Here is a 25,027-nt window from a genome sequence, read left to right as displayed (position 1 = left end):
CCGGGCGGGTGGACGCGGCCGGGCCCGGGCGGGTGGACGCGGCCGGGCCCGGGCGGGCGGACGCGGCCGGGGCCTCGGGGGTCGGAGCCCAGCGGGGCGAGGCGGGGGTTTCGGCGGCGGGGGTCGGGGCCGGGGGGCGGGGGGTGCGTGGGGGTGATCGGAGTGCGGCCGCGCGGAAGCGGGCCGTGCTCGAGCGGTCCTTCGGGCATCTGCCCGATGCCGGTGGGGTGTTCGCCGGGCGGCGGGAGGAGTTGGCGTCCATCACCCGGTGGGTGCAGGCCGGGCGGGCCTCGGCCGTCACCCGGCCGACCGTCGTGCTGCTGCACGGCGCGCCCGGCTCCGGCCGTACCGCGCTCGCCGTGCGGGCCGCCCACACGCTGCGCGACCAGTTCCGCGGGGCCTGCGTGGTGGACCTGCGGGGCGGCGTCGCCGGCGCGGGCAAGGCCGGCTGGGCCGAGCGGCCCGTCGCGACCCGGGACGCGCTGCTGCACCTCCTCAACCGGCTCGGCGCCCCGCGCGACCGGCTCCTCTTCCGCGAGGGCGCCTCGGCCGGGCAACAGGTGCAGCGGCTCTCGGAGTTGTACCAGCGGCAGTTGAGCGGAGTGCCCGTGGTGCTCATCCTCGACGATGCCGCCGACGCCGCCCAGGTGCGGGCCCTGCTGCCGGAGCGTTCCGACAGCCTCGTCCTCGTGACCTGCCGGGAGCCGCTCGACCTCGGCGGAGACGTACCGGCCGAGGTGCACGCCCTGCCCGTCGCCGCGCTCGATGCGGCCGGTGCCGAGGAGTTGCTGCGCGCGACGGCCGGTGCGCCCGACCCCGACCCGTACGACGCGGAGGCGTTCGAGCGGATACGGGAGCTGTGCGGCGGCCTGCCGCTGGCGCTGCGGGTCGTGGGCTCCCTGCTCGGGCGCCGCTCCATGGACGAGGTGGGCCATGTCCTCGCCCGGCCCGGCTGGGGCACCGATCCCGTCGAACGCGCCCTGTCCGTACGGTACTTCCTCGACTTCGACGAGGACGCCCGGCAGCTGCTCCGGCGGCTCGCGCTGGCCGGGCGGGCCTCGCTCGGCGCGGCGGCGGCCGCCGCCCTGCTCGGCGGGAGCGGGCCCGAGGCGGCCCGGCGGCTGCGGGAGCTGTCCGGGGCCGGGCTGCTCGACCACGTGCGCGGGGAGCGGTACCGGCTGCACGACGTGGTGCGCGGCTTCGCGGCCGTACGGCTCCTCGACGAGGAGGACGCGGCCGAGATCGCGGCGGCGCAGGAGCGGCTCATCCGCAACCACGCGGAGCTCGCCGACGCGGTGATCCGGATGGTCGACGGCAAGATGTCGACCCGCGCCGACCGCTTCGACGGGCACGGCTTCGGCTCCCTGGAGGCGGCGCTCGGCTGGCTCGACGAGGAGTCCAGCTTCATCACGGCGGCCCTGCGGCACGCGGAGGGCGTCGACCAGGAGACCGTGCTCGGCCTGCTCAGCGCGCTCTGCGACTACTGCCTGCTGCGCGGCGACCTCTACCGGCTCGGCGAGATCAACGAGCTGGCCGAGTCCGTCGGACAGGGTCTCCTCACGCGCTCGGTGCGGTGGCGGACCGGTATCGCGGCCCGGCAGCTCGGCGAGCTCGACAAGGCCCGCACGACGCTGACCTCGGTCGTCTCCCAGTACCAGGAGGCCCACCAGGACGCGGGCGCTGCGCTCGCGCTCTGCTCGCTCGGGATCACCCTGCACCACCAGGGACGGCTCACGGAGGCCGCGGCACGCCTTCGGGAGGCGCTCGCACTCCAGGAGCCGGAGTCCCTGGCCGCCGACCGGGGCTGGACGCTGCACGCGCTCGCCGCCGTGGAACGGGACCGGGGCGATCTGGCCGAGGCGACGGCACTGCTTGATCGTTCGCTCGCCCTGCACCGGGAGCACGAGTCGCTGCACGGCGAGGCCTGGGCGCACTTCCAGCGCGGGCAGGTGCTGCTGCTCCGGGGCGACACGGCGGGCGCCGAGGGTGAGCTGCGGCGCGCCCTGGAGACGTACGGCCGCGTCCACGACGGGCGCGGCGAGGCCTGGGCGCTGACCCAGCTGGCCCGGGCGCGGCTGGCCGCCGGGGAGGCGGAGCCTGCGGTGGAGGAGCTGCGCGGGGCGCTCGCGCGGCACCGGGAGCAGGAGGACGCGCGCGGCGAGGCGTGGACGCTGTACTACCTGGGGCAGGCCCTGGAGGAGCGCGGCGACCGGGACGCGGCGATACGGGAGCTGGGGCGGGCGCGGTCGATGTTCTCGCGGATGCGGGACCTGTACGGGCTCGCCTGCGCCCGGCACCACCTGGGGCGGGTCACCCGGGACCAGCAGGGGGCGCGGGCCGGCAACCTGCGCAACTCGGGCTTCGCCCGGCAGCTGCTCGTGGACGCGCGGGCGGACTTCCGCCGGATCGGGGTCGCGCACGGGGAGGCCTGGGCCGGTCTGGAGCTCGCCATCGTCGACGCCGGCAACGGGCGGGTCCCGCAGGCGCTCGCGCTGTGCGAGGAGGCGCGCGGGCTCTTCGAGGCGTACGGGGACCGGCGGGGCGCGGACTGGGCCCGCCTGCTGCGCTGCGGGCTGCTCCCGCACGCGGCGCCGGGCACTCCGGAGCCGGGGGCGGCGTCGGCGCGCGAGGAGCTCGCGGCGCTCGTCGCGGAGCGGCACCCGGGCCGCGACCCGCGGGTCGACGACTGCGCCGAGGCCTACGGGCTGCTCCTGGACCGGGGCATCGCCCCGGCGGCCCCCTGGCAGGCCTGGGACCTGGGCCTGGTCCCGTCCCGCCCGGCCCGGGAGGTCCTCGGCGTACCGGCCGCGGGCTGAACGAGCCGACCCCGTTGTGGGCCTGCGCCCGCCGTTGTGGGCAATCGTTCCGCTGGGGCGGAACGGGTGGGCACAACGGACCCGCGCCCTTGCCGGCGCCCGAGGCTTACGCGCCCTGACCCGCACCCCGTCGTGCGGCGCCGCTGGGGTGCGGGTCCAGGCCCGGAACGCGGAGGCGCCGCTGAAGGGCGCCGTCCCGTGTGCCCACCCGTCCCGCCCCAGCGGGACGATTGCCCACACGGCAGCGGGTGCGGGCCCCGCACGGCGGCGGGCACCGTCCAGCACGGGTGCGGGCGCGCGCGTCGGGCGCCGGCCGGTGCGGGCGCGGTCCGGGGCGAGGGCCGGGAGGGCGAGGTCCGGGAGCCTGGACGGCCCGGCTTCCTGGAGGGAGGCCGGGCCGTTCGGGGGCTACTTGCCGGGGGCGGCCGCCGGGGCGTCCGGGGTCGCCTTCGGGTCCGGGGCCTCCTCGAAGGAGATCTTGCCCATGTGGCGGCTCATCGACTTCATCAGCATCCAGACCGCGAGGGCCAGGGCCGCGAAGACGACGAAGCCGAGGACGCCGGGGGTCACCTTGTTCTTGTCCAGCTCTTCGGCGGCGAAGGGGACAAGCTGGGTCAGTGCCAGGTGTGCGCTCATGTCAGGCATTGTCGCGGATGCCCGCGAAGAGATCTTCCTCGGGGAGGGAGGTGGGGACCAGCGCCTTGCTGAGCTCGTACTCCTCCGTCGGCCAGACCTCCTTCTGGATCTCCATCGGGACCCGGAACCAGCCGCCGTCGGGGTCGATCTGGGTGCGGTGGGCGATCAGGGCCTTGTCGCGGGTCTCGAAGAAGTCCGCGCAGGGGACGTGCGTGGTGAGGTTGCGCGCCTTGCCGCCGAACTCGTCCCAGCGCTTCAGCCAGTCCCCGTACGGCGACTCCAGGCCGCGCGCCAGGAGGGCCTCGTGCAGGGCCTCGGTGCGGGGGCGGTTGAAGCCCTGGTTGTAGTACAGCTTCAGCGGCTGCCAGACCGGGCCGAACTCGGCCTCCGGGTACTTCTCGGCGTCGGCCGCGCCGTCGAAGGCCACCATCGTGATCTTGTGGGTCATGATGTGGTCGGGGTGCGGGTACCCGCCGTTCTCGTCGTAGGTCGTGACGACCTGCGGACGGAAGGAGCGGATCTTGCGGACCAGGGCCCCGGCCGCCGTGTCCACGTCCTCCAGGGCGAAGCAGCCCTCGGGAAGCGGCGGCAGCGGGTCGCCCTCGGGCAGGCCCGAGTCGACGAAGCCGAGCCATTCCTGCGAGACGCCGAGGATCTCGCGGGCCTCGTCCATCTCCTTGCGGCGCACCTCGTGGATGTTCGCCTCGATGTAGGGGTCGCCCTGAAGCTTGGGGTTCAGGACCGAGCCGCGCTCGCCGCCCGTGCACGTCACGACCAGGACGTCCACCCCCTCGGACACGTACTTGGCCATCGTGGCCGCACCCTTGCTCGACTCGTCGTCGGGGTGGGCGTGAACGGCCATCAGTCGCAGCTGCTCAGTCAAGACTCGATCCTCAGTGATTCGACGCGGAGGGTGGTCTCTATAGTGACGGAATCGGGGGAGTGAAAATTCCGCACACCCCGGCTTCGAGAGGATCCCCCATGAGCGCGGTGCGAGAGCAGCTGCCCGAGGGGCGCTACGGGCGCTCCGCGGACGAGCGGGCCGACCGCAAGCTCAGGATCACCGGAGCGGTGCTCGGGGTCCTCTTCCTCGGCGTGATGGGCTGGTTCGGCTGGCACTACGTCGTCGACAACAAGATCAGCGCCGAGATGATCAAGTTCGACGTGGTGAGCGCCGACGAGGTCCAGGTCCACCTGGAGATCCGCAAGGACGAGGGCGCCAAGGGCGTCTGCACGCTGCGCTCCCGCTCCGAGGACGGCACCGAGGTCGCCCGCAAGGACGTGCGGATCGACGACGCCGCCACCCGGGTCGACCGCGTCTTCACGCTGCGTACGACCGCGCGTGCGACGAGTGCCGAGCTCATCGGGTGTACGGCGCGGTAGCGGTGGGTAGGGACGGGATGTCGAGTCCCGGCGAGTCACCGCGGTGACCTGGAGAGACGCCATCTTTATGGTTTATGTCCTCCCGCTTTTCGCCACTCATTGTTAGGCTCGTGGTTTCGCCCATTCGGAAAGCGCATGCTGTCCGTGTCAGGGCGATGCTTTGTATTCCCAGTACCTACGAGGAGCACCCGTGACCCAGACCAGCGACAACGTCACCTGGCTCACCCAGGAGGCGTACACCAAGCTCAAGGACGAGCTTGAGTACCTGACTGGTCCCGCGCGTACCGAGATCGCGGCCAAGATCGCCGCGGCGCGCGAAGAGGGGGACCTGCGCGAGAACGGCGGGTACCACGCGGCCAAGGAGGAGCAGGGCAAGCAGGAGCTCCGGGTCCGCCAGCTCACCCAGCTCCTGGAGCACGCCAAGGTCGGCGAGGCCCCGGCGGAAGAGGGCGTCGTCGCGCCCGGCATGGTCGTCACGATCGCCTTCGACGGCGACGAGGACGACACGATGACCTTCCTGCTCGCCTCCCGCGAGTACGCGAGCGGTGACATCGAGACCTACTCGCCGCAGTCGCCGCTCGGCGTCGGCGTCAACGGCAAGAAGGTCGGCGAGGACGCCGAGTACGAGCTGCCGAACGGCAAGAAGGCCACGGTGAAGATCCTCAGCGCGAAGCCGTACACCGGCTGATCCACACTCCTTGAGCGAAGGGCCGACCCCGGTGGGGGCCGGCCCTTCGTCCTGCATGCACATGCAATGATGCGAGGCTGACGACGCGTCACGCATGTCTCCAGGGGGGAGGACGAGGTGCTGGGACCACTGCGCGAAGGCGCACCGCGCCGGATCGGGCCGTACGAGGTGCTCGCCCGGCTCGGTGCCGGCGGCATGGGCGAGGTGTTCCTCGCGCGGGCCGCCGGGGACACCGTGAGCGACTCCTTCGTCGCCGTGAAGACCGTGCGCCGCGACGTCGCCGGTGATCCGGCCTTCCGGGACCGGTTCCGGCGCGAGATCAAGGTCGCCTCGCTCGTCGACAGCGCCTACGCCGCCGCGCCCGTCGGCGGCGACGCCGACGCCGAGACGCCCTGGCTGGCCACCGCGTACGTCCCCGGGCCCAGCCTCTCGCAGGCCGTGCGGCGCGGCGGCCCGCTGCCCGTCGCCGCCGTCCGGGCGCTCGGCGCGGACGTCGCCCGGGCCCTCGCCGACCTGCACGGGGCCGGGGTCCTGCACCGGGACCTCAAGCCCGGCAACGTCATGCTCTCCGTCGACGGCCCCCGGCTCATCGACTTCGGCATCGCCCGCAGCAACACCGCCACCACCATGACCGCGACCGGCATGATGGTCGGCACCCCCTCCTTCATGTCCCCCGAGCACGTGGCCGGTGCCCGCCGGGTCACGGCCGCCTCCGACGTCTTCTGCCTCGGCTCGCTGCTCTGCTACGCGGCGACCGGCGAGGACCCCTTCGGCGACGGGCCCCTCGCGGCCGTCCTGTACCGCGTCTCCCAGGCCGAGGCCGACCTGAGCCGGGTCCCCGAGGAGCTGCGCGGGCCCCTTGCCGCCTGCCTGGCCCTGGACCCGGCGGACCGGCCCACGCCGGAGGCGCTCGTCGGGCTGCTCGGCACCGGGGCCGCGAAGGTCTTCCCGTGGCCGGAGGGCGTACGGGACCACATCGGCGAGTACGGCGGGGAGCTCGCCCAGCTCGTCGCCTCGGGCGGACCCCTCCTGGAAGCCCCGGCCCCCGCCGCGGCCGGTCCCGTGGTCGCCCCGGCCGTCCCCGGCCTGCACTCCGTACCGACGCTCGCGCCGGTGTCCGCGCCCACCGTGCCCGCCGGACCCGTCGCCGGGGAGCCCCGGAAGCGGCGGAGGCGGCTGCTCGCCGCCGTCCTCGCGCTCGCGGTCGTCGCCGGCGGCCTCGGCACCTATCTGCTGTGGCCCGAGCCCGCGCCGCCGAAGGACCCCGCGAAGGCCGCCCCGCCCGCCGGGCCCCGCGTCCCCGGCGTGGACGGCCGGGGCACCGCCGACGCCTCGGGGGTCGTCGCGCAGAACGCCGCCCAGCGCCCGGCCGGCTGGAAGCCCTGGCGGGCGAAGCTGACCGCCCCCGCCTTCGGCTGCTCGGCCGGCGAGAAGGCGCTGGTGTGCCGGACGACGGACGGGCGGTACGAGGCGCTCGACCCGGCGGACGGGAAGCCGCTGTGGAGCGCCGACCTGGTGGCGGACCCCCGGGACGGTTCGAGCACCATCGGGCCTACCGGCGGCATCTTCGTCGCGGGCAGCACGAACGTCCCCGCCGTCCACGGCGACTCCGTCGTCCTGCTCTCCGGCAAGCGCCTCCAGGTCCGGGACGCCCGCAGCGGCGCCGTGCGCTGGGAGCAGGAGGACCCCGCGCAGGCCAAGCTGGACACCCAGCCGATCGTGGGCGACGGCACGGTCTTCGTCCGGTCCGGCGAGGAGAGCGACCAGGTGACGGCCTTCGCCCTGGCGGACGGCCGCCGGCTGTGGTCCGCCTCGCTCACCAACAACGACCCCTCACGGGCCGAATTCCGCGACTTCGAGCCCGTCGCCTACGCGAACGGCCTCGTGTACGCGCTGAGCGACGGCGGTTTCGTCGCGCTCGACGCGAAGACCGGACAGCAGCGCGGCCAGGTGCCGGCGGAGGCCAAGAGCTGCGACGGCCTCGGCGTCCAGGGCCGGTACGCCTACTGCGCACCGCTCGACGCGACGGCCGCGGCCCCGCTCTCGCTGTACCGCCTGGACGCCACGACACTCGCCCCGGTGGGCACCGGCAGGCTCCCGCTGCCCGCCGACGTCACGAAGTCGGGCGCCCGGCCGGCCGCCCTGTCCGCCCGTACGGCCGTCGTCGTCGACCAGGGCCCGCTGCCCTGGGCCGACTGGGGCAACACCGGAAAGCCCGACGGCGTGTTCGTCCTCGACCCGGCCACCGGCAGGACCCTCGGCCACTACCCGATCCCCCCGCTCACCGGCGCCGACGGCAGGAAGCAGTACGTCTCCAGCCCGCTGATCGCCGGGGACACCCTGCTCTACGCCGACTTCTCGGCCCTGCACCTGGTGCCGCTCGGCCGGAACGGCACCCCCGGCAAGGAGCGCGTCGTGCCCGTGCCCGGCGCTCCCGGGCCGCGCGCCAAGGAGCCGTACGAGCGGGTGAACGGCACCGACATCGGCCGGGAGATCCGCCCGCCGGAGGTGCTGCCGCTCGGCGGTGTCGCCCACGTCGTGTACGACACCGGGGTCGTCGCCTCCGTCGCCCTGCCCAAGGAGTAAGTCCCTTGCTGGAAGCCCTGCCGCCGGGACAGGCCCCGCGGCTCCTCGGCCCCTACCGGCTGCTCGCCCGCCTCGGCGCCGGAGGCATGGGCGAGGTTCACCTCGCCTGCCGGACGGACGCGCCGACGGCCGATCCGTACCGGATGGTCGCCGTGAAGACCGTACGGGAGGACCTGGAGGTCGACGGGGACTTCCGGACCCGCTTCCGGCGGGAGATCGCGGCCGCGCGGACCGTGGACGGGCCGGGCGTCGCGCGGCTCGTGGACGCGGACGCCGACGCGCCCTCGCCGTGGCTGGCGACCGAGTACGTGCCGGGGCCCTCGCTCGCGGAGGCGGTCGTACGGTCCGGGGCGCTGCCCATCGGGACCGTACGGGCCCTCGGGACCGCCCTCGCGCGGGCCCTCGCGGGCGTGCACGCGGTGAAGGTGCTGCACCGGGACCTCAAACCGGCGAACGTCCTGCTCGCCGCCGCCGGGCCCAAGCTCATCGACTTCGGCATCGCGCAGGCCTTCGAGGCGACCGCGCTGACCTCGACCGGTCTGGTGGTGGGCTCCCCCGGCTTCATGTCGCCGGAGCACCTGGTGGGCAGCCGGGCGGTGGTGCCCGCCTCGGACGTGTTCTGCCTGGGCGCGGTCCTCGCGTTCGCGGCGAGCGGCCGGGGGCCGTTCCACGACGACGAGATGGCGGCCGTGATCTACCGGATCAGCCGGGCCGAGGCCGACCTCGACGGCGTCCCGGAGGAGCTGCGGCCGGTCGTGGAGCGCTGCCTGCTGCTCGACCCGGACCTGCGGCCGTCGGCGGCGGAGCTGGCGGAGCTGCTCGGCGGCGGTTTCGCGTCCGAGGTGTTCCCGTGGCCCGGCCCGGTGCTCTCGCTGCTCGCCGAGTACGGGGAGGCCGCCAGGAGCGCCGGGGAGGCGGCGGCCTCCGGCGCGGGCGTGGCCGACCTCCCGACGCTCGGCCCGGTCGTGCCGTACTCCCCCACGGCCATGACGACCCGGCCGGTGCTCCCCGAGGCCCCCGTGGAGCGGCGCCGCCGCCCGTGGGGCGCGATCGTCGCGGGCGCGGTGGCGGTGGCCCTGGTTGCGACGGTCGGCGTGGTGCTCCTGAACCGGGGCGGCGGGCAGGGCGGTACGGCCGCGGGCGGGGTCGCGGGCCCGACGAACGGCGGCCCCTCGGCCTCCACCACGGCGCCGGTCACCGCGCTGAGCCAGGTCGTCCTGCCGTACGGCGGCGAGGGCCACGGCAACGACTTCGGCGCGGCCGCCACGGACCACGCCCACCGTCCGGCGGGCTGGGCGCCCTGGACCGCCGAGGTCGAGCAGGGCACCGGCAGCTGCGCGCTCTCCCCGAAGGTGCTGGTCTGCCCCGGGTCCGGCGGCGCGGTCACCGGGCTGGGCGCGGCGGACGGCAAGGAGCGGTGGAAGGTGCCGGGCCGGGGCGAGGGGCTGCGCAGCGGACCCCAGTACCCGGCGGTCGTCGGCGACACGGCGTACGTGACGGGGCCGGACGGGGTCGTCGCGTACGGGGTCGAGGACGGCAGGGAGCGCGGGCGGATCCCGGGGCCCGGGACCGACTGGGCCGTGAAGGGCACCGACCTGCGGGACGGCGTCCTCTACTCGACGTACGTGAACGTGCGCGACGAGCGGACGGGCCTGGCGACGGCCGTGCGCCTCGCCGACGGCAAGCAGCTGTGGCGGACGCCGCTCGACGCCCTGCCGGAGGAACCGGTCGCGGCGGCGGGCCGGGTCCTGGTGCCGCTGGGGGTCGTACCGGTGGCGCTCGACGCCCGTACCGGCAAGGAGGTGGCGCGCGGGGCGGCGGACTGCCAGCGGTTCGTGGTGCACGAGAAGAGCGGCAGCGTGCTGTGCACGGGCTCCTCGGCCGGGTCCGTGACGGTCCTCGACGGCACGACGCTGAAGCGGAAGCGGTCCTTCGGCGCCGGGGTGACCGCGGGTCCCGCCGTGAACGCGGACGGCCTGGTGGCGGTGGCGAACGGCACGCTCCTGAGCGTCTACGACCTGGCGAGCGGCGAGCGGCGCTGGTCCTTCCCGGCCACCCTGACCGAGGGCGCCGCGCAGGAGGTGTACTTCGCGGGGAACCGGGTCCTCATCGCCGCCAAGAACGAGATGGTGTCCGTCGCGGTGGCGGGTCCCGCCTCCAAGTACGACTACAAGCAGTTCGAGGCGAAGCTTCCCGACGGCTTCACGCTGCAGGCCGGCGGGAAGCCGCTGGCCTCCGGAGGGGCGGCCTTCGTCTCGTTCCCCGGCGGGCTCGTCTTCTCCGCCTACCTGCCCTGAGGCCCGGAGCGGGCGTCACGCCGTCGCCGAGCGGTACTTCCGTACCGACAGCGTCCGGAAGACCACGATGATCAGGACCGACCAGAGGAGCGACGCCCACACCGGGTGCTGCATCGGCCAGGCGTCGGAGGTGGAGACGCCCGGGTTGCCGAAGAGCACGCGGCAGGCCTGGACGGTCGCGCTGAACGGGTTCCACTCGGCGATGGGCTGCAGCCAGGAGGGCAGATTGCTGGAGTCCACGAAGGCGTTCGAGATGAACGTGACCGGGAAGAGCCAGATCAGCCCGCCCGAGGTCGCCGCCTCCGGGGTGCGGACCGACAGGCCGATCAGGGCCCCGATCCAGGAGAAGGCGTAGCCGAGGAGGAGCAGGAGGGCGAAGGCGCCGAGCGCCTTGGGGACGCCCTCGTGGATGCGCCAGCCGACGAGCAGGGCGACGATCGCCAGGACGACGAGGGTGAGCGTCGTCTGGACGAGGTCGGCGAGGGTGCGGCCGGTGAGGACCGCGCCGCGGGCCATCGGCAGGGAGCGGAAGCGGTCGATCAGGCCCTTGTGCATGTCGTCGGCGATGCCCGCGCCCGCTCCGGCGGTGGCGAAGGTGACGGTCTGGGCGAAGATGCCGGCCATCAGGAACTCGCGGTAGACCTCCGGGGAGGTGGAGTTCCCGATCTGCATCGAGCCGCCGAAGACGTAGCTGAACAGCACCACGAACATGATCGGCTGGATGAGCCCGAAGACGATCACCTCGGGGATCCGCGACATCTTGATCAGGTTGCGGCGTGCGATCACGAGCGAGTCGTGGACGGACTGGACGATCCGCCCGCGCGGGCGCGGGGCGGTCAGCCGGTCCGCCGACCCCAGGACGGTGGTCACTTCACGGCCTCCTTCCGGCTCTCCCTCTCCCCGGTCGCCCTCGCGTCCTCCTCCTCGCCCCGGTCGGCCACGTGGCCGGTGAGGGAGAGGAAGACGTCGTCGAGGGTCGGGCGCCGCAGGCCGATGTCGTCGATCTCGACGCCGACGGCGTCCAGGTCGCGGATGACCTCGGCGAGCAGCTTGGCGCCGCCGGTGACGGGGACGGTGAGCTTGCGGGTGTGCTCCTCGACGGAGACCTCGCCGTGGCCGATCCCCGCGACGCCGTAGCGGGCGAGGACGTCCCGGGCGTCGGCAATCGTCTCCGGTTCGTGGACGACGACCTCGACGCGCTCGCCGCCCGTCTGGGCCTTGAGCTGGTCGGAGGTGCCGCGGGCGATGACCCTGCCGTGGTCGACGACGCAGATGTCGTGGGCGAGGTGGTCGGCCTCCTCCAGGTACTGGGTGGTGAGGAGCAGGGTCGTACCGCCGGAGACGAGCTCCTTGATGACGCCCCAGAGCTCCTGCCGGTTGCGCGGGTCGAGGCCGGTGGTCGGCTCGTCCATGAACATGACCGGCGGGGAGACGACGAGGGCCGCCGCGAGGTCGAGGCGGCGGCGCATGCCGCCGGAGTACGTCTTGGTGGGCCGGTCGGCGGCGTCGGCGAGGTGGAACCGTTCGAGCAGCTCACCGGCCCGCTCCTTCGCGGCCTTCGCCTTCATCTGGTAGAGCTGCCCGACCATCTGGAGGTTCTCGCGGCCGGTGAGGTACTCGTCGACGGCCGCGAACTGGCCGGAGAGGCCGATCGAGCGGCGGACCTCGTCGGGGTGCCTGAGGACGTCGATCCCGGCGACGACGGCCCGTCCGCTGTCGGGTCTGATGAGGGTCGTCAGGACGCGCACGGTGGTCGTCTTCCCCGCGCCGTTCGGGCCGAGCAGGCCCAGGACGGTGCCCTCGGGCACATCGAGGTCCACCCCGTCCAGAGCTCGTACGTCGCCGAAGGTCTTCACCAGGCCCTCGGCGTATATCGCGCCTGGCATATGGATTCTCCCAGGGAGATTCGGGCGTTTCCTACCGATCCTAGGATTTCGGGGCGTCTCGTGCCCGGTGAATCCGTACATACGTCCACCGTCCCGGGCGTCCCGGGCGGGGTCCCGGGACGGTCGTTGGCGTGCTGTTGGCGGGCCGTTGGTGCCGGGGACGAAGCTGGGGTCCTGGCACGGAGCACGACGAGGACGGGGAGTACGGGATGGGCAGGGTCGACGGTACGAGTGGGGCGAGCAGGACGGGCGGGACGAGCAGAACGGACGGGACAGGCGGGACGGGCGGGACGAGTGCGGTCGGTGAGCGGGGGTGTTCCGGTTGCGTCGGGTGTGACGCGACGACGCCCTGGGCCGAGCTGGCCGCCGAGATGCGCCGCATCAAGGGCGCCACCGAGCTGAGCTACGGCAAGCTCGCGCAGCGCACCCACTACAGCCGCTCCTCGTGGGAACGGTTCCTGAACCAGAAGCAGTTGCCGACCCGGGTCGCCGTCGAGGAGTTCGCCGCGGCCGCCGGGACGGACCCGGGCCCCCTCCTGCTCCGCCTGGAGCGCTCCCTCGCGCACGAGACGGCCGCCCGCGACGCGGCGCGGGAAGCCGCACGGAGCGAAAAGCCGGCGCTCACCCCCGCTCCCCCGGCCGCCCGGCGCGCCCGGCGGGAGTCCGGGCTGCCGGGGCTCGGCCGGCCCCTGGGCCTGCTCGCGGCGGGCGCCCTGGTCGGCGGCGGGCTGGTGGCCGTACTCGGTCGGGCGGCCCGGCTCCGTAAGGGCAGGTAGGACGAGGAGGGGCGTACGCGACAGGTCAGCCGAGCACCGTGTACCCGGCGTCCCGCAGCGCCTCCTCCACCTCCCGGCAGTGCTCCGGGCCCTTCGTCTCCAGGTGCAGCTCGACCTCCGCCTCCGTCAGGCCGAGGCGCGGATCGGTCCGCACGTGGCTCACGTCCAGGACGTTCGCGTCGACCACCGTCAGGACCGCGAGCAGCGTCGCGAGCGCCCCCGGCCGGTCCGTGACCCGCAGCCGCAGGCTCAGGTAGCGGCCCCCGGCGGCCATGCCGTGCCGCAGGATCCGCTGGAGGAGCAGCGGGTCGACGTTCCCGCCGGAGAGGACCGCCACCACCGGGCCCCGGAAGGACGTCGGGTCGGCGAGGAGCGCCGCGACCGGGCTCGCACCGGCCGGTTCGACCACGAGTTTCGCCCGCTCCAGGCAGAGGAGGAGGGCGGAGGAGAGGTCGTCCTCGGAGACCGTGCGGACCTCGTCGACGTACTCCCGGACCAGGGCGAACGGCACGTCGCCCGGGCGTCCGACCTTGATCCCGTCCGCCATCGTCACCGGCGAGTCGATCACCACGGGGTGTCCGGCGGCCAGCGAGGGCGGGTAGGCGGCCGCGCCCTCCGCCTGGACGCCGATGACCTTCACGTCCGGGCGCAGCGACTTCACCGCGAGTCCGATGCCGGCCGCGAGCCCGCCGCCGCCGATGCCGACGAGGATCGTCCGGACCTCGGGGCACTGCTCCAGGATCTCCAGGCCGACCGTGCCCTGTCCGGCGATGACGTCGGGGTGGTCGAAGGGGTGGATGAAGACCGCGCCGGTCTCGTGGGCGTACTCCTCCGCCGCCGCGAGCGTCTCGTCGACGACATGGCCGTGCAGCCGGACGTCCGCGCCGTAGTCGCGGGTCGCGGCGACCTTCGGCAGCGGGGCGCCGACCGGCATGAAGACGGTGGCGTGCACCCCGAGCAGTTTCGAGGCGAGCGCGACGCCCTGCGCGTGGTTGCCGGCGGAGGCCGCGACCACACCGGCCGCCTTCTCCTCGGGCCGCAGCCCGGAGATCCGTACGTACGCCCCGCGAAGCTTGAAGGAACCGGTCCTCTGGAGGTTCTCGCACTTGAGGTGGACGGGGGCTCCCACCAGCGAGGACAGATGGCGGCTGCCCTCCATCGCCGTCGTCCTGGCCACCCCGGCCAGCATCTTCTGCGCCCCGCGGACATCGTCGAGCATCAAGCGGTGCAAGGGGTGTGGCGTACGGAAGCTCATGACAGCAAGTCTCGCAGCTCACGACCCTCGTGGCCGCCCGGCGGGCGGGTGGCCGGACGGGTTTGCGCAGCGCCGGTACGGACCCCGGCGGGGCCGCGTACTCTGTCCCCCACCGACCGACCACCCCCGCACGAGAGAGACCCACAGCCATGCCCAATTCTCAGGACATGACGACTGCGCTCGACCCCGGTCTCCTCGATGCCCTCCAGCACCAGGTGGCCGTCTTCGCCCGCCGGGCCGAGCAGACCCGCCTCGGCGGCACCGGCCAGCTCCGCAACTCCATGGACCGCGCGGCCTACCTCCTCCTCAACCGCCTCGACCAGGAAGGCCCGATGGGGGTGAAGGCGCTCGCGGCGGGCATGGGGATCGACTCGTCCACGGTGACCCGTCAGGTCGCCCCGCTCGTCGACACCGGCCTGGTGAAGCGGACCTCGCACCCGGAGGACGGGCGGGCGGTCGTGCTCCAGCTGTCGCCGCGCGGTCTCGCGCGTCTCGACGAGGTCCGGTCCTCGCGCCGCCAGCTGATGGTCGAGGTCACGGAGGGCTGGACGCCGGAGGAGCGGGAGTCCTTCTGCACGCTGCTCACCCGCTTCAACACCGCCCTGTCCGCACGGCAGTCGGCACACGCGGGCCACGCCCCGGCCGGGACGGAGCCCGGGACCACCGCGTGACGTGGCGCCCCTCATGACCGGGACCACCGCCTGACGTGGCACCCCGCGCGACCGGGACCACCGCCTGAGGCGCCGCCCCTCGTGACCGGGGCGACCGCCTGACGTGCCCCCCTCGTGACCGGGGCGACCGCCCGCGGCGCCGCCCCGCACGTCCGGGACCACCGCCCGACCTGCCGCCCCGTCCGACCGGGACCAAGTCCGCGCAGACCTCTTGACCCGGCACCCGCACTGTCCTCAGATGAGGAGGTGCGAGAGCAGCAGCGTGGGCGGAGTGCCGAACGCGCCCGCCGCAACCGGGAGTTCGAGGCGTTCGTGGCCGGGGCGGCGGGCCGGCTGCTGCATGCCGCGACGCTGCTCACCGCCGAGACCCGCGCCCGCAACCCGTACGCCCAGGCCCTGCTGACCGCCGCGCTCGCACACACGTACGCGGTGTGGGACCGGCTGCGCGACGAGGACCCGTACGACCTCGCGCGGCGCGACCTCGCCGCCCGCTTCGCACGCACCGCCTGGCGGCACCACGGCGGCCAGGGGGGCGGGGTGCTCGCCGTGCTCTCCCCGCAGGAACGGCTCGTCGTCGTCCTGCGGCTGTACGAGGGGGTTGCGGAGGAGCAGGTCGCGGCGCTGCTCGGCCTGTCGGAGGCCCGCGTCCGCGCCGTGTGCGCCCGCTCGGTCGCGACGCTGAGGGCGGCGGCGCGGGGCGCGGCGGAGGCCCGGGGCGGCGCGGGGGCCGCCTCCCGGCCGGACACCGGGGCCGCCGCGTGAGCCGGCGCACGGCCGCCGTGCGGAGCCGACCGGAGGCCGCCGCATGAGCCGGTACGAGGACAAGGAGGCGGCGGTCCGGCGGCTGCTCGACACCCCGCACCCACCGGTCCCCCGCGACCTCGCGCTGCGGGCCGCCGAGCGCGGGGCCCGGCTGCGCCACCACGCCCGACGGGTGCGGCGCGTGCTGTGGGCCCTGGGCGCGGTCGCCGTGCTCGCCTTCGTGGTGTGGGCGTCGATGACGCACCCGTGGGAGGTCCCGCCGGCGGAGACGACACCACCGCTCGAAGGCCTGTGACGACGGCCGGGGCCCCGGCCGTCGTCACGGGCGGGTCCTGCTAGCCCAGCGCCTGGCGCAGGTCGGCGAGCAGGTCCTCGACGTTCTCGATGCCCACCGAGATGCGGACCAGGTCGGCCGGGACCTCCAGGGCGGAGCCCGCGACGGAGGCGTGGGTCATCCGGCCCGGGTGCTCGATGAGGGACTCGACGCCGCCCAGCGACTCACCGAGGGTGAAGAGCTGCGCGCGGTTGCAGACCTCGACGGCCGCTTCCTCGCCGCCCTGCACGCGGAAGGAGATCATGCCGCCGAAGGAGCGCATCTGCTTGGCCGCGATCTCGTGGCCCGGGTGCTCCGGGAGGCCCGGGTAGAGGACCTGGGTGACCTTCGGGTGCTGGGTGAGCATCTCGGCGATCTTCGTCGCGTTCTCGCTGTGCCGGTCCATGCGCACGGCGAGGGTCTTGATGCCGCGCAGCACGATCCACGAGTCGAAGGGACCGGCGACCGCGCCCATCGCGTTCTGGTGGTAGGCGAGTTCCTCGCCGAGCGCCTCGTCGGCGGTGACGAGCGCGCCGCCGACGACGTCGGAGTGGCCGCCCATGTACTTGGTGAGGGAGTGCACGACGACGTCCGCGCCGAGCGCCAGCGGCTGCTGGAGGTAGGGCGAGGCGAAGGTGTTGTCGACGACGAGCTTCACGCCGGCCTGGCGGGCGACGCCGGCGACGGCCTCGATGTCGGTGATGCCGAGGAGCGGGTTCGAGGGGGTCTCGACCCAGATCAGCTTCGTACGGTCGTTGACCGCGGCGCGCACCGACTCGATGTCCGAGGTGTTCGCGACGGAGAAGTCGACGCCCCAGCGCTGCACGACCTTGGCGAAGAGCCGGAAGGTGCCGCCGTAGGCGTCGTTCGGGATGACCACGTGGTCGCCGGGCACGAGGAGCGTGCGCAGCAGGCAGTCCTCGGCGGCGAGGCCCGACGCGAAGGCGAGACCGCGGCGGCCGCCCTCCAGGGCCGCGAGGTTCTCCTCAAGGGCGGTACGGGTGGGGTTGGCGCTGCGGCTGTACTCGTAACCGCCGCGCAGCCCGCCCACGCCGTCCTGCTTGTAGGTGGACACCTGGTAGATGGGCGGGACGACCGCGCCGGTCAGCGGGTCGGCGGTGTTGCCCGCGTGGATCGCGCGGGTCTCGAAACTCTGATGGGAGTGCTGGTCGCTCATGGGTCAGGAGCGTAGTGCCGCGCGCACCCCGCCGCCTCGTTCGTCTCACCGGGTGTCCTGGACAATGGACACATGGACATTCTCTGGTTCCTGATCGCGCTCGGCCTGCTGTTCGGCGTCCTCGGTCCCTATGTGCTGCGCCGCCGGAGCGGCGGAGGGATCCGGCAGGTCGCGCCGGGGGCACCGGACGCGGCGGACCCGGAGGCGTACGGCTTCGTGCGGCAGGAGGAGCAGGACGTACGGCTGCCGGGCGCCGACGACGAACTCCTCCACGTCCTCGACGTCGTGCAGGCCACCCAGGACTGGCGCCCGGCCTCGCGGCTGCTCGGCTCCACCGGCACGGAGGGCGAGGTGCGCTGGCAGCGCGTCCAGGCCTTCGCGGGCGCGGCCTCCCTCGAACTCCAGGAGCGGCCCGGCGTCGGCGGGGCGTGGCTGCGGGCCTGGCGGGCGGAGGAGCCCCAGGACGCGGGCGGCGCGGCCGTGCACGCCGAGTTCCTGGTGCAGCAGGCGTGGCGCTCCTCGACGGCCGGGACGGACGACTTCCGGATCATCCTGGAGGAGGCGCTGAAGGTCACCGAGGAGGCGGCGCTGCTCGCCCCGGCCGACCCGGTCCCGTACATCACGCGGCTCGCGGTGGCGCGCGGACTCGGCTACGGGCACGAGCAGTTCGACCAGGTGTGGGCGAAGGTGATCGACCGCGCGCCGGAGCACATGGGGGCGCACCTGGCGGCGCTGCACTACTGGTGCGAGAAGTGGCACGGTTCGCGCGAGGAGGCCGACCACTTCGCGACGACGGCCGCGGCGCGCGCCCCGCGGGGTTCGCTGCTGGCCGCGCTGCCGCTGTTCGCGGTGTTCGAGCACGTGCCGGACGTGGTGCTCGTGCAGGACTTCTGGCGTACGGCGGTGGTGTCCAAGGCGGTGGACGGCGCGCTGTACGCGGTCCACTCGGCCCGCCCCGACGACCCGATGCTGGCGCACGTCCGCCATCTGCTCGTCTGGTTCCTGGTGCGCTCGCAGCGCTGGACGGAGGCCATGCACCAGCTGGTGCGGGTCGACGGGCACGTGGGCGCGGTCCCGTGGACGCTGAGCGGCGACCCGGCGGCCGAGTTCACGGTCTTCCGGAACCTGGCGGTCGCGGGGTACGAGGCGAACGGCGGGAGCCCGGCGACGCTGCCGCACTGACGTCCGACGTCCGGCTCCGGCGCGGGCGGTCCTCCCCGGTGCGGGCGACTTGACGGATCCGGGCGCGGCAACCGGAATCCGTTGGACGCCGTACTCGCCCGTGGGCGATACTCCGCATCCCCCCACACGCTTCGAACAGTTGTCTTCGACATCTCGTCGACCATTCCCGTGGGGGGACTCTGCCCGATGGGCGCGACCCTGCGTGCCGTGCGCGCGCTCGTACTGCTGTCCGGTTTCTACGCGCTCTGCCTCGGCCTGCTCGCCCTGCTCGGCGCCGCCGACTGGGCCGCCGTGCTGTGGGCCCCGGCCGCGATCCGGATCAAGATCCTCATCGTCTCCGTACTCCTCGCGATCCCCGTCTTCCGGGGCATGCTCATGCTGCGCACCCCGCGCGACGAGGAGCCCGGCGGCGTCCTCGTCACCGAGGCCGACGAGCCGCGGCTGTGGCGGACCGTGCGCGAACTGGCCCGCGAGGTCGGCACCCGCGCCCCGGACGAGATCCGGCTGACCGCCGACGTCAACGCCGCCGTCACCGAGGACGCCCGCCTCCTCGGCCTCCTCGGCGGCGTCCGCAGGCTGTACCTGGGCCTGCCCCTGATGGCCGGCCTCGACGAGGCCGGGCTGCGCGCCGTCCTCGCCCACGAGCTGGGTCACTACGTCAACTCCGACACCCGCCTCGCCGCGATCGGCGCACGCGGACGCGTACAGGTCGGCCGCATCGTCGAACTGTTCCGGGCCAAGGCCGACGCGAAGGTCGAGAAGGAGCGGGCCCGCCAGGAGCGCAAGTCCGAGAAGCGGGTCGCACGCGGCCGGAAGGCCAAGGAGATCGACACCACCGGCGCCGGCGTCACCTACCGCACCATGGCGAAGATCTACACCGCGTACGGCCGGCTCTACCTGCGCTCCACCCTGTCCGGCGCCCGCCGCCAGGAACTCGCCGCCGACCTCGCCGCGGCCCGGATCGCGGGCCGCGACGCCACCGCGCGGGCCCTGCGCGACATTCCCGCGATCGACGCGGCGAACGACTTCTACCTGTCCTCGTACGCCACGCTCGGCACCGAGTTCGGGCTCCTCCCGGCGCGCGGCGAGGTGTTCGGCGGCGTACGGCACCTGCTCGCGGCCCGCGCCGACGAGCTGGCCGGGCTGCGCGAGGAGATCCCCGACGAGCCCGCCTCCCCCTACGACTCGCACCCGCCGGCCGCCGAACGGGTCGCCCGCGTCGAGGCGCTCCCCGACGACGGCCGCGCGGCGGAGGACTCCGGCCCCGCGCTCGGCCTGCTCGCCTCGCCCGAGGCCGCGCTGGCCGCGATCGAGGACGCGACGCTCGCCCCGGAGGCCCAGCGGATGCGCCGCCTGGACTGGCCCGACCTCGTCCACGAGTCGATGAGCGCCCGGGTCGCCCAGGGCACGGAGGAGCTGCGCACGGCGGCCCACGCGGTCACCGGGGCGCCGTGGGCGGCGCCGCTCCCCGCCCTGCTCGACGCGATCGACGCGGGCTCGGCCTGGGAGATCGCCGACCGGCTCCCGAAGTCAGAGGAGGCCGCGGCGGCGACCGGCCGCGCGGCGCGCGAATTCGCCCGGCCCGCGCTGCGTCGGGGCCTGTCGGCCCTGGTCACGGACGAACTCCTGCGCTCGGGCCGCGCCCGCTGGGAGCTGTCCTGGACCGGCCCCGCCACCCTGACGCTGCCCGACGGCACGGCGGACGCACTGCCGGCCGCCCTGGACGCGGCGACGGCGGACCTGCCGGACACGGCCCCACTGCGCACACTGCTGTCGCAGCAGGCCCCGCTGCCCCTCTGACCGCCCCCTCGCTCTGCCCCTCCGAGAAGGAACCGACTCCCCGATGGCCCGTCTCATCCCGCTGACCGTGCTCGCGGTCTGCCTCTACTTCTGGTTCAAGTCCCGCCGCGCCGCGAAGGCGGGCGGGACCGCGAACCCCGATTCCTCTCGGAGCAAGAACGCCGAGGCCGCAGCACGCCTCGGCCTGCTGCCCGCCGACCGCCTCGACACCGAGGAGATCAACCCGCCGTCGCCGGAGCGCACCGCCGTCACCGAGACGGTGCGGGCCGGTGACTGGGCGGCCGGTGCCGCGTACGTGGAGGGGGCGGGCCGCGACTGGTACGAGCGCGACCGGCGGATCAGCCTCCTCGCGGAGGCGGCCGTCGAGGACGACGCCTGGCTGCTCGCCTGGCGGCGCGAGCGCCCGGAGGACCCGGCGGCGGCCGCGGTGCACGCCTCCTCGCTGGTCTACCTGGCGTGGGAGATACGGGGCTCCAAGCAGGCCCGGCACACCACCGAGGAGCAGTTCGCCTCCTTCCACCGGGTCCTGAAGGAGGCCCGCGAGGCCTTCGCGCGGGCGCAGGAGCTGGCGGGCGACGACCCGACCCCGTTCATCGACGAGCTGCCGCTCGCCATGGGGCTCGGCTATCCGCACGAGGCGTTCGAGGCGATCTGGACCGAGATCGAGAAGCGCGACCCGCACCACTTCTCGGCGTACGGCAGCGGCGTGCAGTACTGGTGCCGCAAGTGGCGCGGCTCGCACGAGCAGGCGCTCGCGTTCGCCCGGCGCGGGGCGGAGGGGGCCCGGCCGGGGCAGCTGCTCACCCTGTTCCCGCTGGAGGCGTACTTCGAGCAGGAGACGTACGAGAACGACGTCGAGCCGCAGGACTTCTACAACCGGCCCGAGGTCGTGGCGGCCACCGAGGCCGCCCTCGCGGACCTGGCGGCGGCGGAGCGGGTGCTCGACGCGCGGGACCCGCGGATCGTGCAGACCCGGCACCTGGTGGCCTGGATGCTGTACTGGCAGGACCGCTACGAGGAGGCGCTGGCCCAGTTCCGGCTGGTGGACGGGTACATCGGCTGCCGGCCCTGGAACTACGCGGGCGACCCGAAGGCCCGGTACACCCGGGTACGGGACTACACGGCGGCACAGGTCCTGAAGGCGCGCGGCGACTGATGCCGAGGGACGACGGGGCCGGGGGAATCCCTCCCGGCCCCGGACTGTTGTCACTGCTGCCGACCGTCGAGGAGAGATGCAGCATGTTCCTGTCCCGCACCCCCGTCCTCCCCACTCCCGAGCAGGCCCTGCGCGGCCGCCCCGAGCCGGAGTTCTCCGTGCCCGAGCGCCACACCGTCCTCGGCAACCCGCTCCTCGGCCCCTACCCGGAGGGCCTGGAGGTCGCCGACTTCGCGCTGGGCTGCTTCTGGGGAGCCGAGCGCAAGTTCTGGCAGACCGAGGGCGTCTGGACGACCCTCGTCGGCTACCAGGGCGGCTACACGCCGAACCCGTCGTACGAGGAGGTCTGCTCCGGCCTGACCGGGCACACCGAGGTCGTCCGCGTCGTCTTCGACCCGTCGAAGGTCTCGTACGAGTCGCTCCTGAAGCTCTTCTGGGAGTCCCACGACCCCACCCAGGGCTTCCGCCAGGGCAACGACGTGGGCACCCAGTACCGCTCGGCGATCTACACCCACTCCCCCGCCCAGGCGGAGCAGGCAGAGGCCTCCCGCGAGGCCTACCAGAAGGTCCTGACGGGCTCGGGCTACGGCGAGATCACCACCCACGTCCTCCCGGCCGACGAGACCCGCCCCTTCTACCCGGCTGAGGCCTACCACCAGCAGTACCTGGACAAGAACCCCGCGGGCTACTGCGGCATCGGCGGCACGGGCGTCTCCTGCCCGATCGGGGTCGCGAAGGCCGATGGCTGAACCCCTCTCGCCGGGCGCGACGGCGACGCTGAACGCGCTGCTCGCCGGTCCCGATCCGGTGAGCAGCGCCCTGCGCGCTCAGATCCCGCATGCACGAGTGACGGGCCGGTGCGGTTGCGGCTGTGTGACGGTCGACCTGACGGTGGACCGCGCGGCCGTGCCACCGGCCCCGCCGCACAACAATCCGGCCGCGGACGCCGGTTACACCGTGCCGGACTTCCCCGGGGTCATGGTCCTCACCAAGGACGGCTACCTCTCGCTCCTGGAGATCTACTCGGTATCCGACGACCCGATCACCACGTGGCCGGAGCCTCGCTTCCTGGACCGCTGAGCGGGCGGTCCCGCAGGCAACCGCCCGGGCGGCGAGGTCAGTTGACGGCCGCGCGGAGCCGGGCCGCGGTCGCCGCCGCCTCGTAGCCCTCCGGGACGCCGTCGATCAGGAGGACGTCGCCGGCCATGTGCCGGGTGCGGAGGGGGATCAGGGCCTGGTAGGGCTCGGAGTCGTACCAGCCGCGGGCGTCCTCGTACGTCGGGAAGCCGATGATCACGACGGCGCCGGGCCAGGTGCCCTCGCGGACCTCGCGGGCGGGGGCGCCGTGGACGAGGAAGCGGCCGCCGAAGGGGTCGAGGGTGGCCTGGATGCGCTCCATGTAGACGAAGACCTCCTCGTCGAGGACGGGCTTCGGGTGCAGGTTTCCGATGGCGTATGCGGTCATGACGCAAGCGTGCCGGGGCATGCCGTGCGGGGTCGATTACCCCGGACGTCATGCCCCGGTCGCGTGCTCAGGAGGACGTCAGATCGTCGCCGTGTCGATGACGAAGCGGTAGCGGACGTCGCTCGCGACGACGCGTTCGTACGCCTCGTTGATCCGGTCGGCGCTGATCAGTTCGATCTCGGCGCCCAGGCCGTGCTCGGCGCAGAAGTCGAGCATCTCCTGGGTCTCGGCGATGCCGCCGATCATCGAGCCGGCGAGGGTCTTGCGGCCGCCGATGAGGGAGAAGAGGTTGACCTTCACCGGCTCCTCGGGGGCGCCGACGTTGACCAGCGCGCCGTCCGTCTTGACCAGGCTCAGGTACGCGCTGAAGTCGAGCGGCGCGGAGACCGTGGAGATCACCAGGTCGAAGGTGCCGCGCAGGGCGGTGAAGGTCTCCGGGTCGCTGGTGGCGTAGTAGTGGTCGGCGCCCAGCTTGAGGGCGTCCTCCTGCTTCTTCAGGGACTGGCTGAGGACGGTCACCTCGGCGCCGAGCGCGTGGGCGATCTTGACGCCCATGTGGCCGAGGCCGCCGAAGCCGACGATCGCGACCTTCTTGCCGGGGCCGGCCTGCCAGTGGGCGAGCGGCGAGTAGAGGGTGATGCCGGCGCAGAGCAGCGGGGCGGCCTCGTCGAGGCCGATGCCCTCGGGGATGCGCAGGGTGTAGTTCTCGTCGACGACGATGTGGGTGGAGTAGCCGCCGTAGGTCGGCTCGCCGTTCTTGTCGAGGGCGTTGTACGTGCCGGTGCCGCCGGTGACGCAGTACTGCTCCAGGCCGCGCAGGCAGTACTCGCACTCGCGGCAGGAGTCGACGAAGCAGCCGACGCCGACGCGGTCGCCGACCTGGAACTTGGTGACGCCGGGGCCGACCTCGGCGACGATGCCGGCGATCTCGTGGCCGGGGACCATCGGGAAGATGCCCTCGCCCCAGCCGTTGGTGGCCTGGTGGATGTCGGAGTGGCAGATTCCGGCGTACTTGATCTCGATGAGGACGTCGTGCTCGCCGACGGGCCGGCGCGGCACGGTGGTGCGCTCCAGCGGGGCGTTGGCGGCGGGTGCGGCGTACGCGGGGACGGTGGTCACGTTCGTGGTCATGCGTACAGGCTGCCGGAGGGCGAGGACCGCACCCAGCCACCTGTTCTGCCTACGACCGGTGTGCCTACCACTGGCAGGGTCAGGAACGTACGTCCGTCCGTGCGGCCCGGCGGCGATAATGGGGCGGTATGGACCTCAGTATCGAACTCGGTGAATTCCTGCGCTCCCGCAGGGCCCGGCTGAAGCCGCAGGACGTGGGCCTGCCCGAGTTCGGGCGGCACCGGCGGGTGCCGGGGCTGCGGCGCGAGGAACTGGCGCAGCTGGCCGGGGTGTCCGTGGCGTACTACACCCGTCTCGAGCAGGGCAACGGGCGGAACGTGTCCATGGAGGTGCTCGACGCCATCGCTCGGGCGTTGCGCCTCAGCGACACCGAGCGGGCCCATCTGACGCATCTGGCGAAGCCGACGGTGAAGAAGCGGCAGCGGGCGGCGATCGCGCGGCCGCAGCGGGTACGGCCCGGGATCCAGCACCTGCTCGACGCGATGGACGGGTTGCCGGCCTTCGTCCTGGGCCGCCGGGGCGACATCCTGGCCTGGAACCGGATGGCGCGGGCCCTGATGGGCGATTTCGAGGCCTGGGAGCCGGGTGACCGGAACATGGCCCGGATGATCTTCCTCGATCCGAACACGCGCGATCTCTACGTCGACTGGGAGTGCAAGGCGGTCGAGGTCGTCAGCACGCTGCGGCTGTACGCGGGGTGCTATCCGGACGACAAGGAGCTGCTCGCGCTGGTCGGCGAGCTGTCCGTGCGCAGCGAGGAGTTCCGCTCGCTGTGGGCGGCGCACACGGTGACCGACAAGGGACACGGACAGAAGCGGATACGGCATCCGCTGGTGGGCGAGATGACGCTGTCCTACGAGGCCCTGAAGGTGGCCGGCGACGATCCGGACCTGGTGCTCGTCACGTACCAGGCGGAGCCGGGGTCGGCGTCCGCGGACGCGCTGCGGCTGCTCGCGCAGTGGGGCGTGGACGAGGCCGTGGACGTACGGAAATGACGTGAGGGCCCCCTCCCGGTGCGGGAGGGGGCCCTTCTCGCGTACAGCCGTG

The 25,027-nt window shown here is 73.8% G+C and carries 23 protein-coding genes; 15 read left to right on the top strand and 8 right to left on the bottom strand.

Annotation, left to right across the window (positions count from 1 at the left end; genetic code table 11):
* Positions 1–32: 32 nt before the first annotated feature.
* Complete coding sequence (locus SVTN_RS24040) at positions 33–2,816, top strand: tetratricopeptide repeat protein (RefSeq protein WP_425429053.1); 2,784 nt, start codon at positions 33–35, stop codon at positions 2,814–2,816.
* Positions 2,817–3,224: 408 nt separating this feature from the next.
* Here the strand turns inward: SVTN_RS24040 and SVTN_RS24035 are convergent, their stop codons facing one another.
* Together SVTN_RS24035 and mca are read right to left on the bottom strand one after the other, a co-directional pair.
* Positions 3,225–3,461 carry a hypothetical protein gene (locus tag SVTN_RS24035; protein ID WP_041130963.1) on the bottom strand — a complete coding sequence of 79 codons (237 nt, stop codon included), beginning with the start codon at positions 3,459–3,461 and terminating at the stop codon, positions 3,225–3,227.
* Complete coding sequence (mca, locus tag SVTN_RS24030) at positions 3,454–4,335, bottom strand: mycothiol conjugate amidase Mca (protein ID WP_041130962.1); 882 nt, start codon at positions 4,333–4,335, stop codon at positions 3,454–3,456. Before mca ends, SVTN_RS24035 begins: the two co-directional genes overlap by 8 nt.
* A gap of 98 nt (positions 4,336–4,433) precedes the next feature.
* Between mca and SVTN_RS24025 the strand changes: the two genes are divergently transcribed.
* The 4 genes from SVTN_RS24025 to SVTN_RS24010 all read left to right on the top strand — a co-directional run bounded on the left by SVTN_RS24025 (position 4,434) and on the right by SVTN_RS24010 (position 10,406).
* Entirely contained in the window at positions 4,434–4,835 is a 402-nt protein-coding gene (locus SVTN_RS24025) for a DUF4307 domain-containing protein (protein ID WP_041130961.1), read from the top strand.
* Positions 4,836–5,025: 190 nt separating this feature from the next.
* Positions 5,026–5,523: a transcription elongation factor GreA gene (gene greA, locus SVTN_RS24020; RefSeq protein WP_041130960.1), complete on the top strand. Its 498-nt coding sequence runs from the start codon at positions 5,026–5,028 to the stop codon at positions 5,521–5,523.
* Positions 5,524–5,640: 117 nt separating this feature from the next.
* A complete protein-coding gene (locus tag SVTN_RS24015) occupies positions 5,641–8,109 on the top strand; it encodes a protein kinase domain-containing protein (protein ID WP_041130959.1) in 2,469 nt (822 codons plus the stop codon).
* Between the two features lie 5 nt (positions 8,110–8,114).
* Positions 8,115–10,406 (top strand): protein kinase domain-containing protein, encoded by a 2,292-nt coding sequence (locus SVTN_RS24010; RefSeq protein WP_041130958.1) that lies wholly within the window; start codon positions 8,115–8,117, stop codon positions 10,404–10,406.
* A 15-nt stretch (positions 10,407–10,421) separates the two neighbouring features.
* On the opposite strand, the gene SVTN_RS24005 is transcribed toward SVTN_RS24010, so the two are convergent.
* Together SVTN_RS24005 and SVTN_RS24000 are read right to left on the bottom strand one after the other, a co-directional pair.
* Positions 10,422–11,276: an ABC transporter permease gene (locus tag SVTN_RS24005; protein ID WP_041130957.1), complete on the bottom strand. Its 855-nt coding sequence runs from the start codon at positions 11,274–11,276 to the stop codon at positions 10,422–10,424.
* Positions 11,273–12,292 carry a daunorubicin resistance protein DrrA family ABC transporter ATP-binding protein gene (locus tag SVTN_RS24000; protein WP_041130956.1) on the bottom strand — a complete coding sequence of 340 codons (1,020 nt, stop codon included), beginning with the start codon at positions 12,290–12,292 and terminating at the stop codon, positions 11,273–11,275. Before SVTN_RS24000 ends, SVTN_RS24005 begins: the two co-directional genes overlap by 4 nt.
* Positions 12,293–12,501: 209 nt before the next feature.
* Here SVTN_RS24000 and SVTN_RS23995 point away from each other — a divergent pair, with 209 nt between their 5' ends.
* The gene (locus SVTN_RS23995; protein WP_078908469.1) at positions 12,502–13,068 is read left to right on the top strand and encodes a helix-turn-helix domain-containing protein; all 567 of its coding nucleotides are present in this window, start codon (positions 12,502–12,504) and stop codon (positions 13,066–13,068) included.
* 25 nt (positions 13,069–13,093) lie between these two features.
* Here SVTN_RS23995 and ilvA read toward each other — a convergent pair whose 3' ends face one another.
* Positions 13,094–14,323: a threonine ammonia-lyase gene (gene ilvA, locus SVTN_RS23990; protein ID WP_041130955.1), complete on the bottom strand. Its 1,230-nt coding sequence runs from the start codon at positions 14,321–14,323 to the stop codon at positions 13,094–13,096.
* Positions 14,324–14,472: 149 nt separating this feature from the next.
* Between ilvA and SVTN_RS23985 the strand changes: the two genes are divergently transcribed.
* The 3 genes from SVTN_RS23985 to SVTN_RS45665 all read left to right on the top strand — a co-directional run bounded on the left by SVTN_RS23985 (position 14,473) and on the right by SVTN_RS45665 (position 16,051).
* Positions 14,473–14,994 carry a MarR family winged helix-turn-helix transcriptional regulator gene (locus SVTN_RS23985; RefSeq protein WP_041130954.1) on the top strand — a complete coding sequence of 174 codons (522 nt, stop codon included), beginning with the start codon at positions 14,473–14,475 and terminating at the stop codon, positions 14,992–14,994.
* A gap of 246 nt (positions 14,995–15,240) precedes the next feature.
* Complete coding sequence (locus SVTN_RS45670; protein ID WP_041130953.1) at positions 15,241–15,756, top strand: sigma factor-like helix-turn-helix DNA-binding protein; 516 nt, start codon at positions 15,241–15,243, stop codon at positions 15,754–15,756.
* A gap of 43 nt (positions 15,757–15,799) precedes the next feature.
* The gene (locus tag SVTN_RS45665; protein ID WP_041130952.1) at positions 15,800–16,051 is read left to right on the top strand and encodes a hypothetical protein; all 252 of its coding nucleotides are present in this window, start codon (positions 15,800–15,802) and stop codon (positions 16,049–16,051) included.
* A 40-nt stretch (positions 16,052–16,091) separates the two neighbouring features.
* On the opposite strand, the gene SVTN_RS23970 is transcribed toward SVTN_RS45665, so the two are convergent.
* On the bottom strand, positions 16,092–17,246 hold the full coding sequence (locus tag SVTN_RS23970) for a cystathionine gamma-synthase (RefSeq protein WP_041130951.1): 1,155 nt from the start codon (positions 17,244–17,246) through the stop codon (positions 16,092–16,094).
* A gap of 72 nt (positions 17,247–17,318) precedes the next feature.
* On the opposite strand from SVTN_RS23970, the gene SVTN_RS23965 reads away from it, so the two are divergent.
* From SVTN_RS23965 to SVTN_RS43285, 5 genes are all read left to right on the top strand, one after another.
* Positions 17,319–18,428, top strand: a complete 1,110-nt coding sequence (locus SVTN_RS23965) for a hypothetical protein (RefSeq protein ID WP_041130950.1) — start codon at positions 17,319–17,321, stop codon at positions 18,426–18,428.
* Positions 18,429–18,614: 186 nt separating this feature from the next.
* Entirely contained in the window at positions 18,615–20,228 is a 1,614-nt protein-coding gene (locus SVTN_RS23960; protein WP_041130949.1) for a M48 family metallopeptidase, read from the top strand.
* Between the two features lie 43 nt (positions 20,229–20,271).
* A complete protein-coding gene (locus SVTN_RS23955) occupies positions 20,272–21,384 on the top strand; it encodes a DUF4034 domain-containing protein (protein ID WP_041130948.1) in 1,113 nt (370 codons plus the stop codon).
* Positions 21,385–21,467: 83 nt separating this feature from the next.
* Entirely contained in the window at positions 21,468–22,133 is a 666-nt protein-coding gene (gene msrA / locus SVTN_RS23950) for a peptide-methionine (S)-S-oxide reductase MsrA (protein ID WP_041130947.1), read from the top strand.
* Entirely contained in the window at positions 22,126–22,464 is a 339-nt protein-coding gene (locus tag SVTN_RS43285) for a hypothetical protein (protein WP_099055224.1), read from the top strand. Before msrA ends, SVTN_RS43285 begins: the two co-directional genes overlap by 8 nt.
* 37 nt (positions 22,465–22,501) lie before the next feature.
* Here the strand turns inward: SVTN_RS43285 and SVTN_RS23940 are convergent, their stop codons facing one another.
* Positions 22,502–22,849 (bottom strand): DUF1330 domain-containing protein, encoded by a 348-nt coding sequence (locus tag SVTN_RS23940; protein WP_041130945.1) that lies wholly within the window; start codon positions 22,847–22,849, stop codon positions 22,502–22,504.
* A 78-nt stretch (positions 22,850–22,927) separates the two neighbouring features.
* A complete protein-coding gene (locus tag SVTN_RS23935; RefSeq protein ID WP_041130944.1) occupies positions 22,928–23,980 on the bottom strand; it encodes an NAD(P)-dependent alcohol dehydrogenase in 1,053 nt (350 codons plus the stop codon).
* 128 nt (positions 23,981–24,108) lie between these two features.
* Here SVTN_RS23935 and SVTN_RS23930 point away from each other — a divergent pair, with 128 nt between their 5' ends.
* On the top strand, positions 24,109–24,975 hold the full coding sequence (locus SVTN_RS23930; protein WP_041130943.1) for a helix-turn-helix transcriptional regulator: 867 nt from the start codon (positions 24,109–24,111) through the stop codon (positions 24,973–24,975).
* The last annotated feature ends 52 nt before the right edge of the window (positions 24,976–25,027 follow it).

This window comes from Streptomyces vietnamensis (genome assembly GCF_000830005.1).
Taxonomy (GTDB): Bacteria; Actinomycetota; Actinomycetes; order Streptomycetales; family Streptomycetaceae; genus Streptomyces; species Streptomyces vietnamensis.
This window is presented reverse-complemented; position numbering and strand designations above follow the sequence as displayed.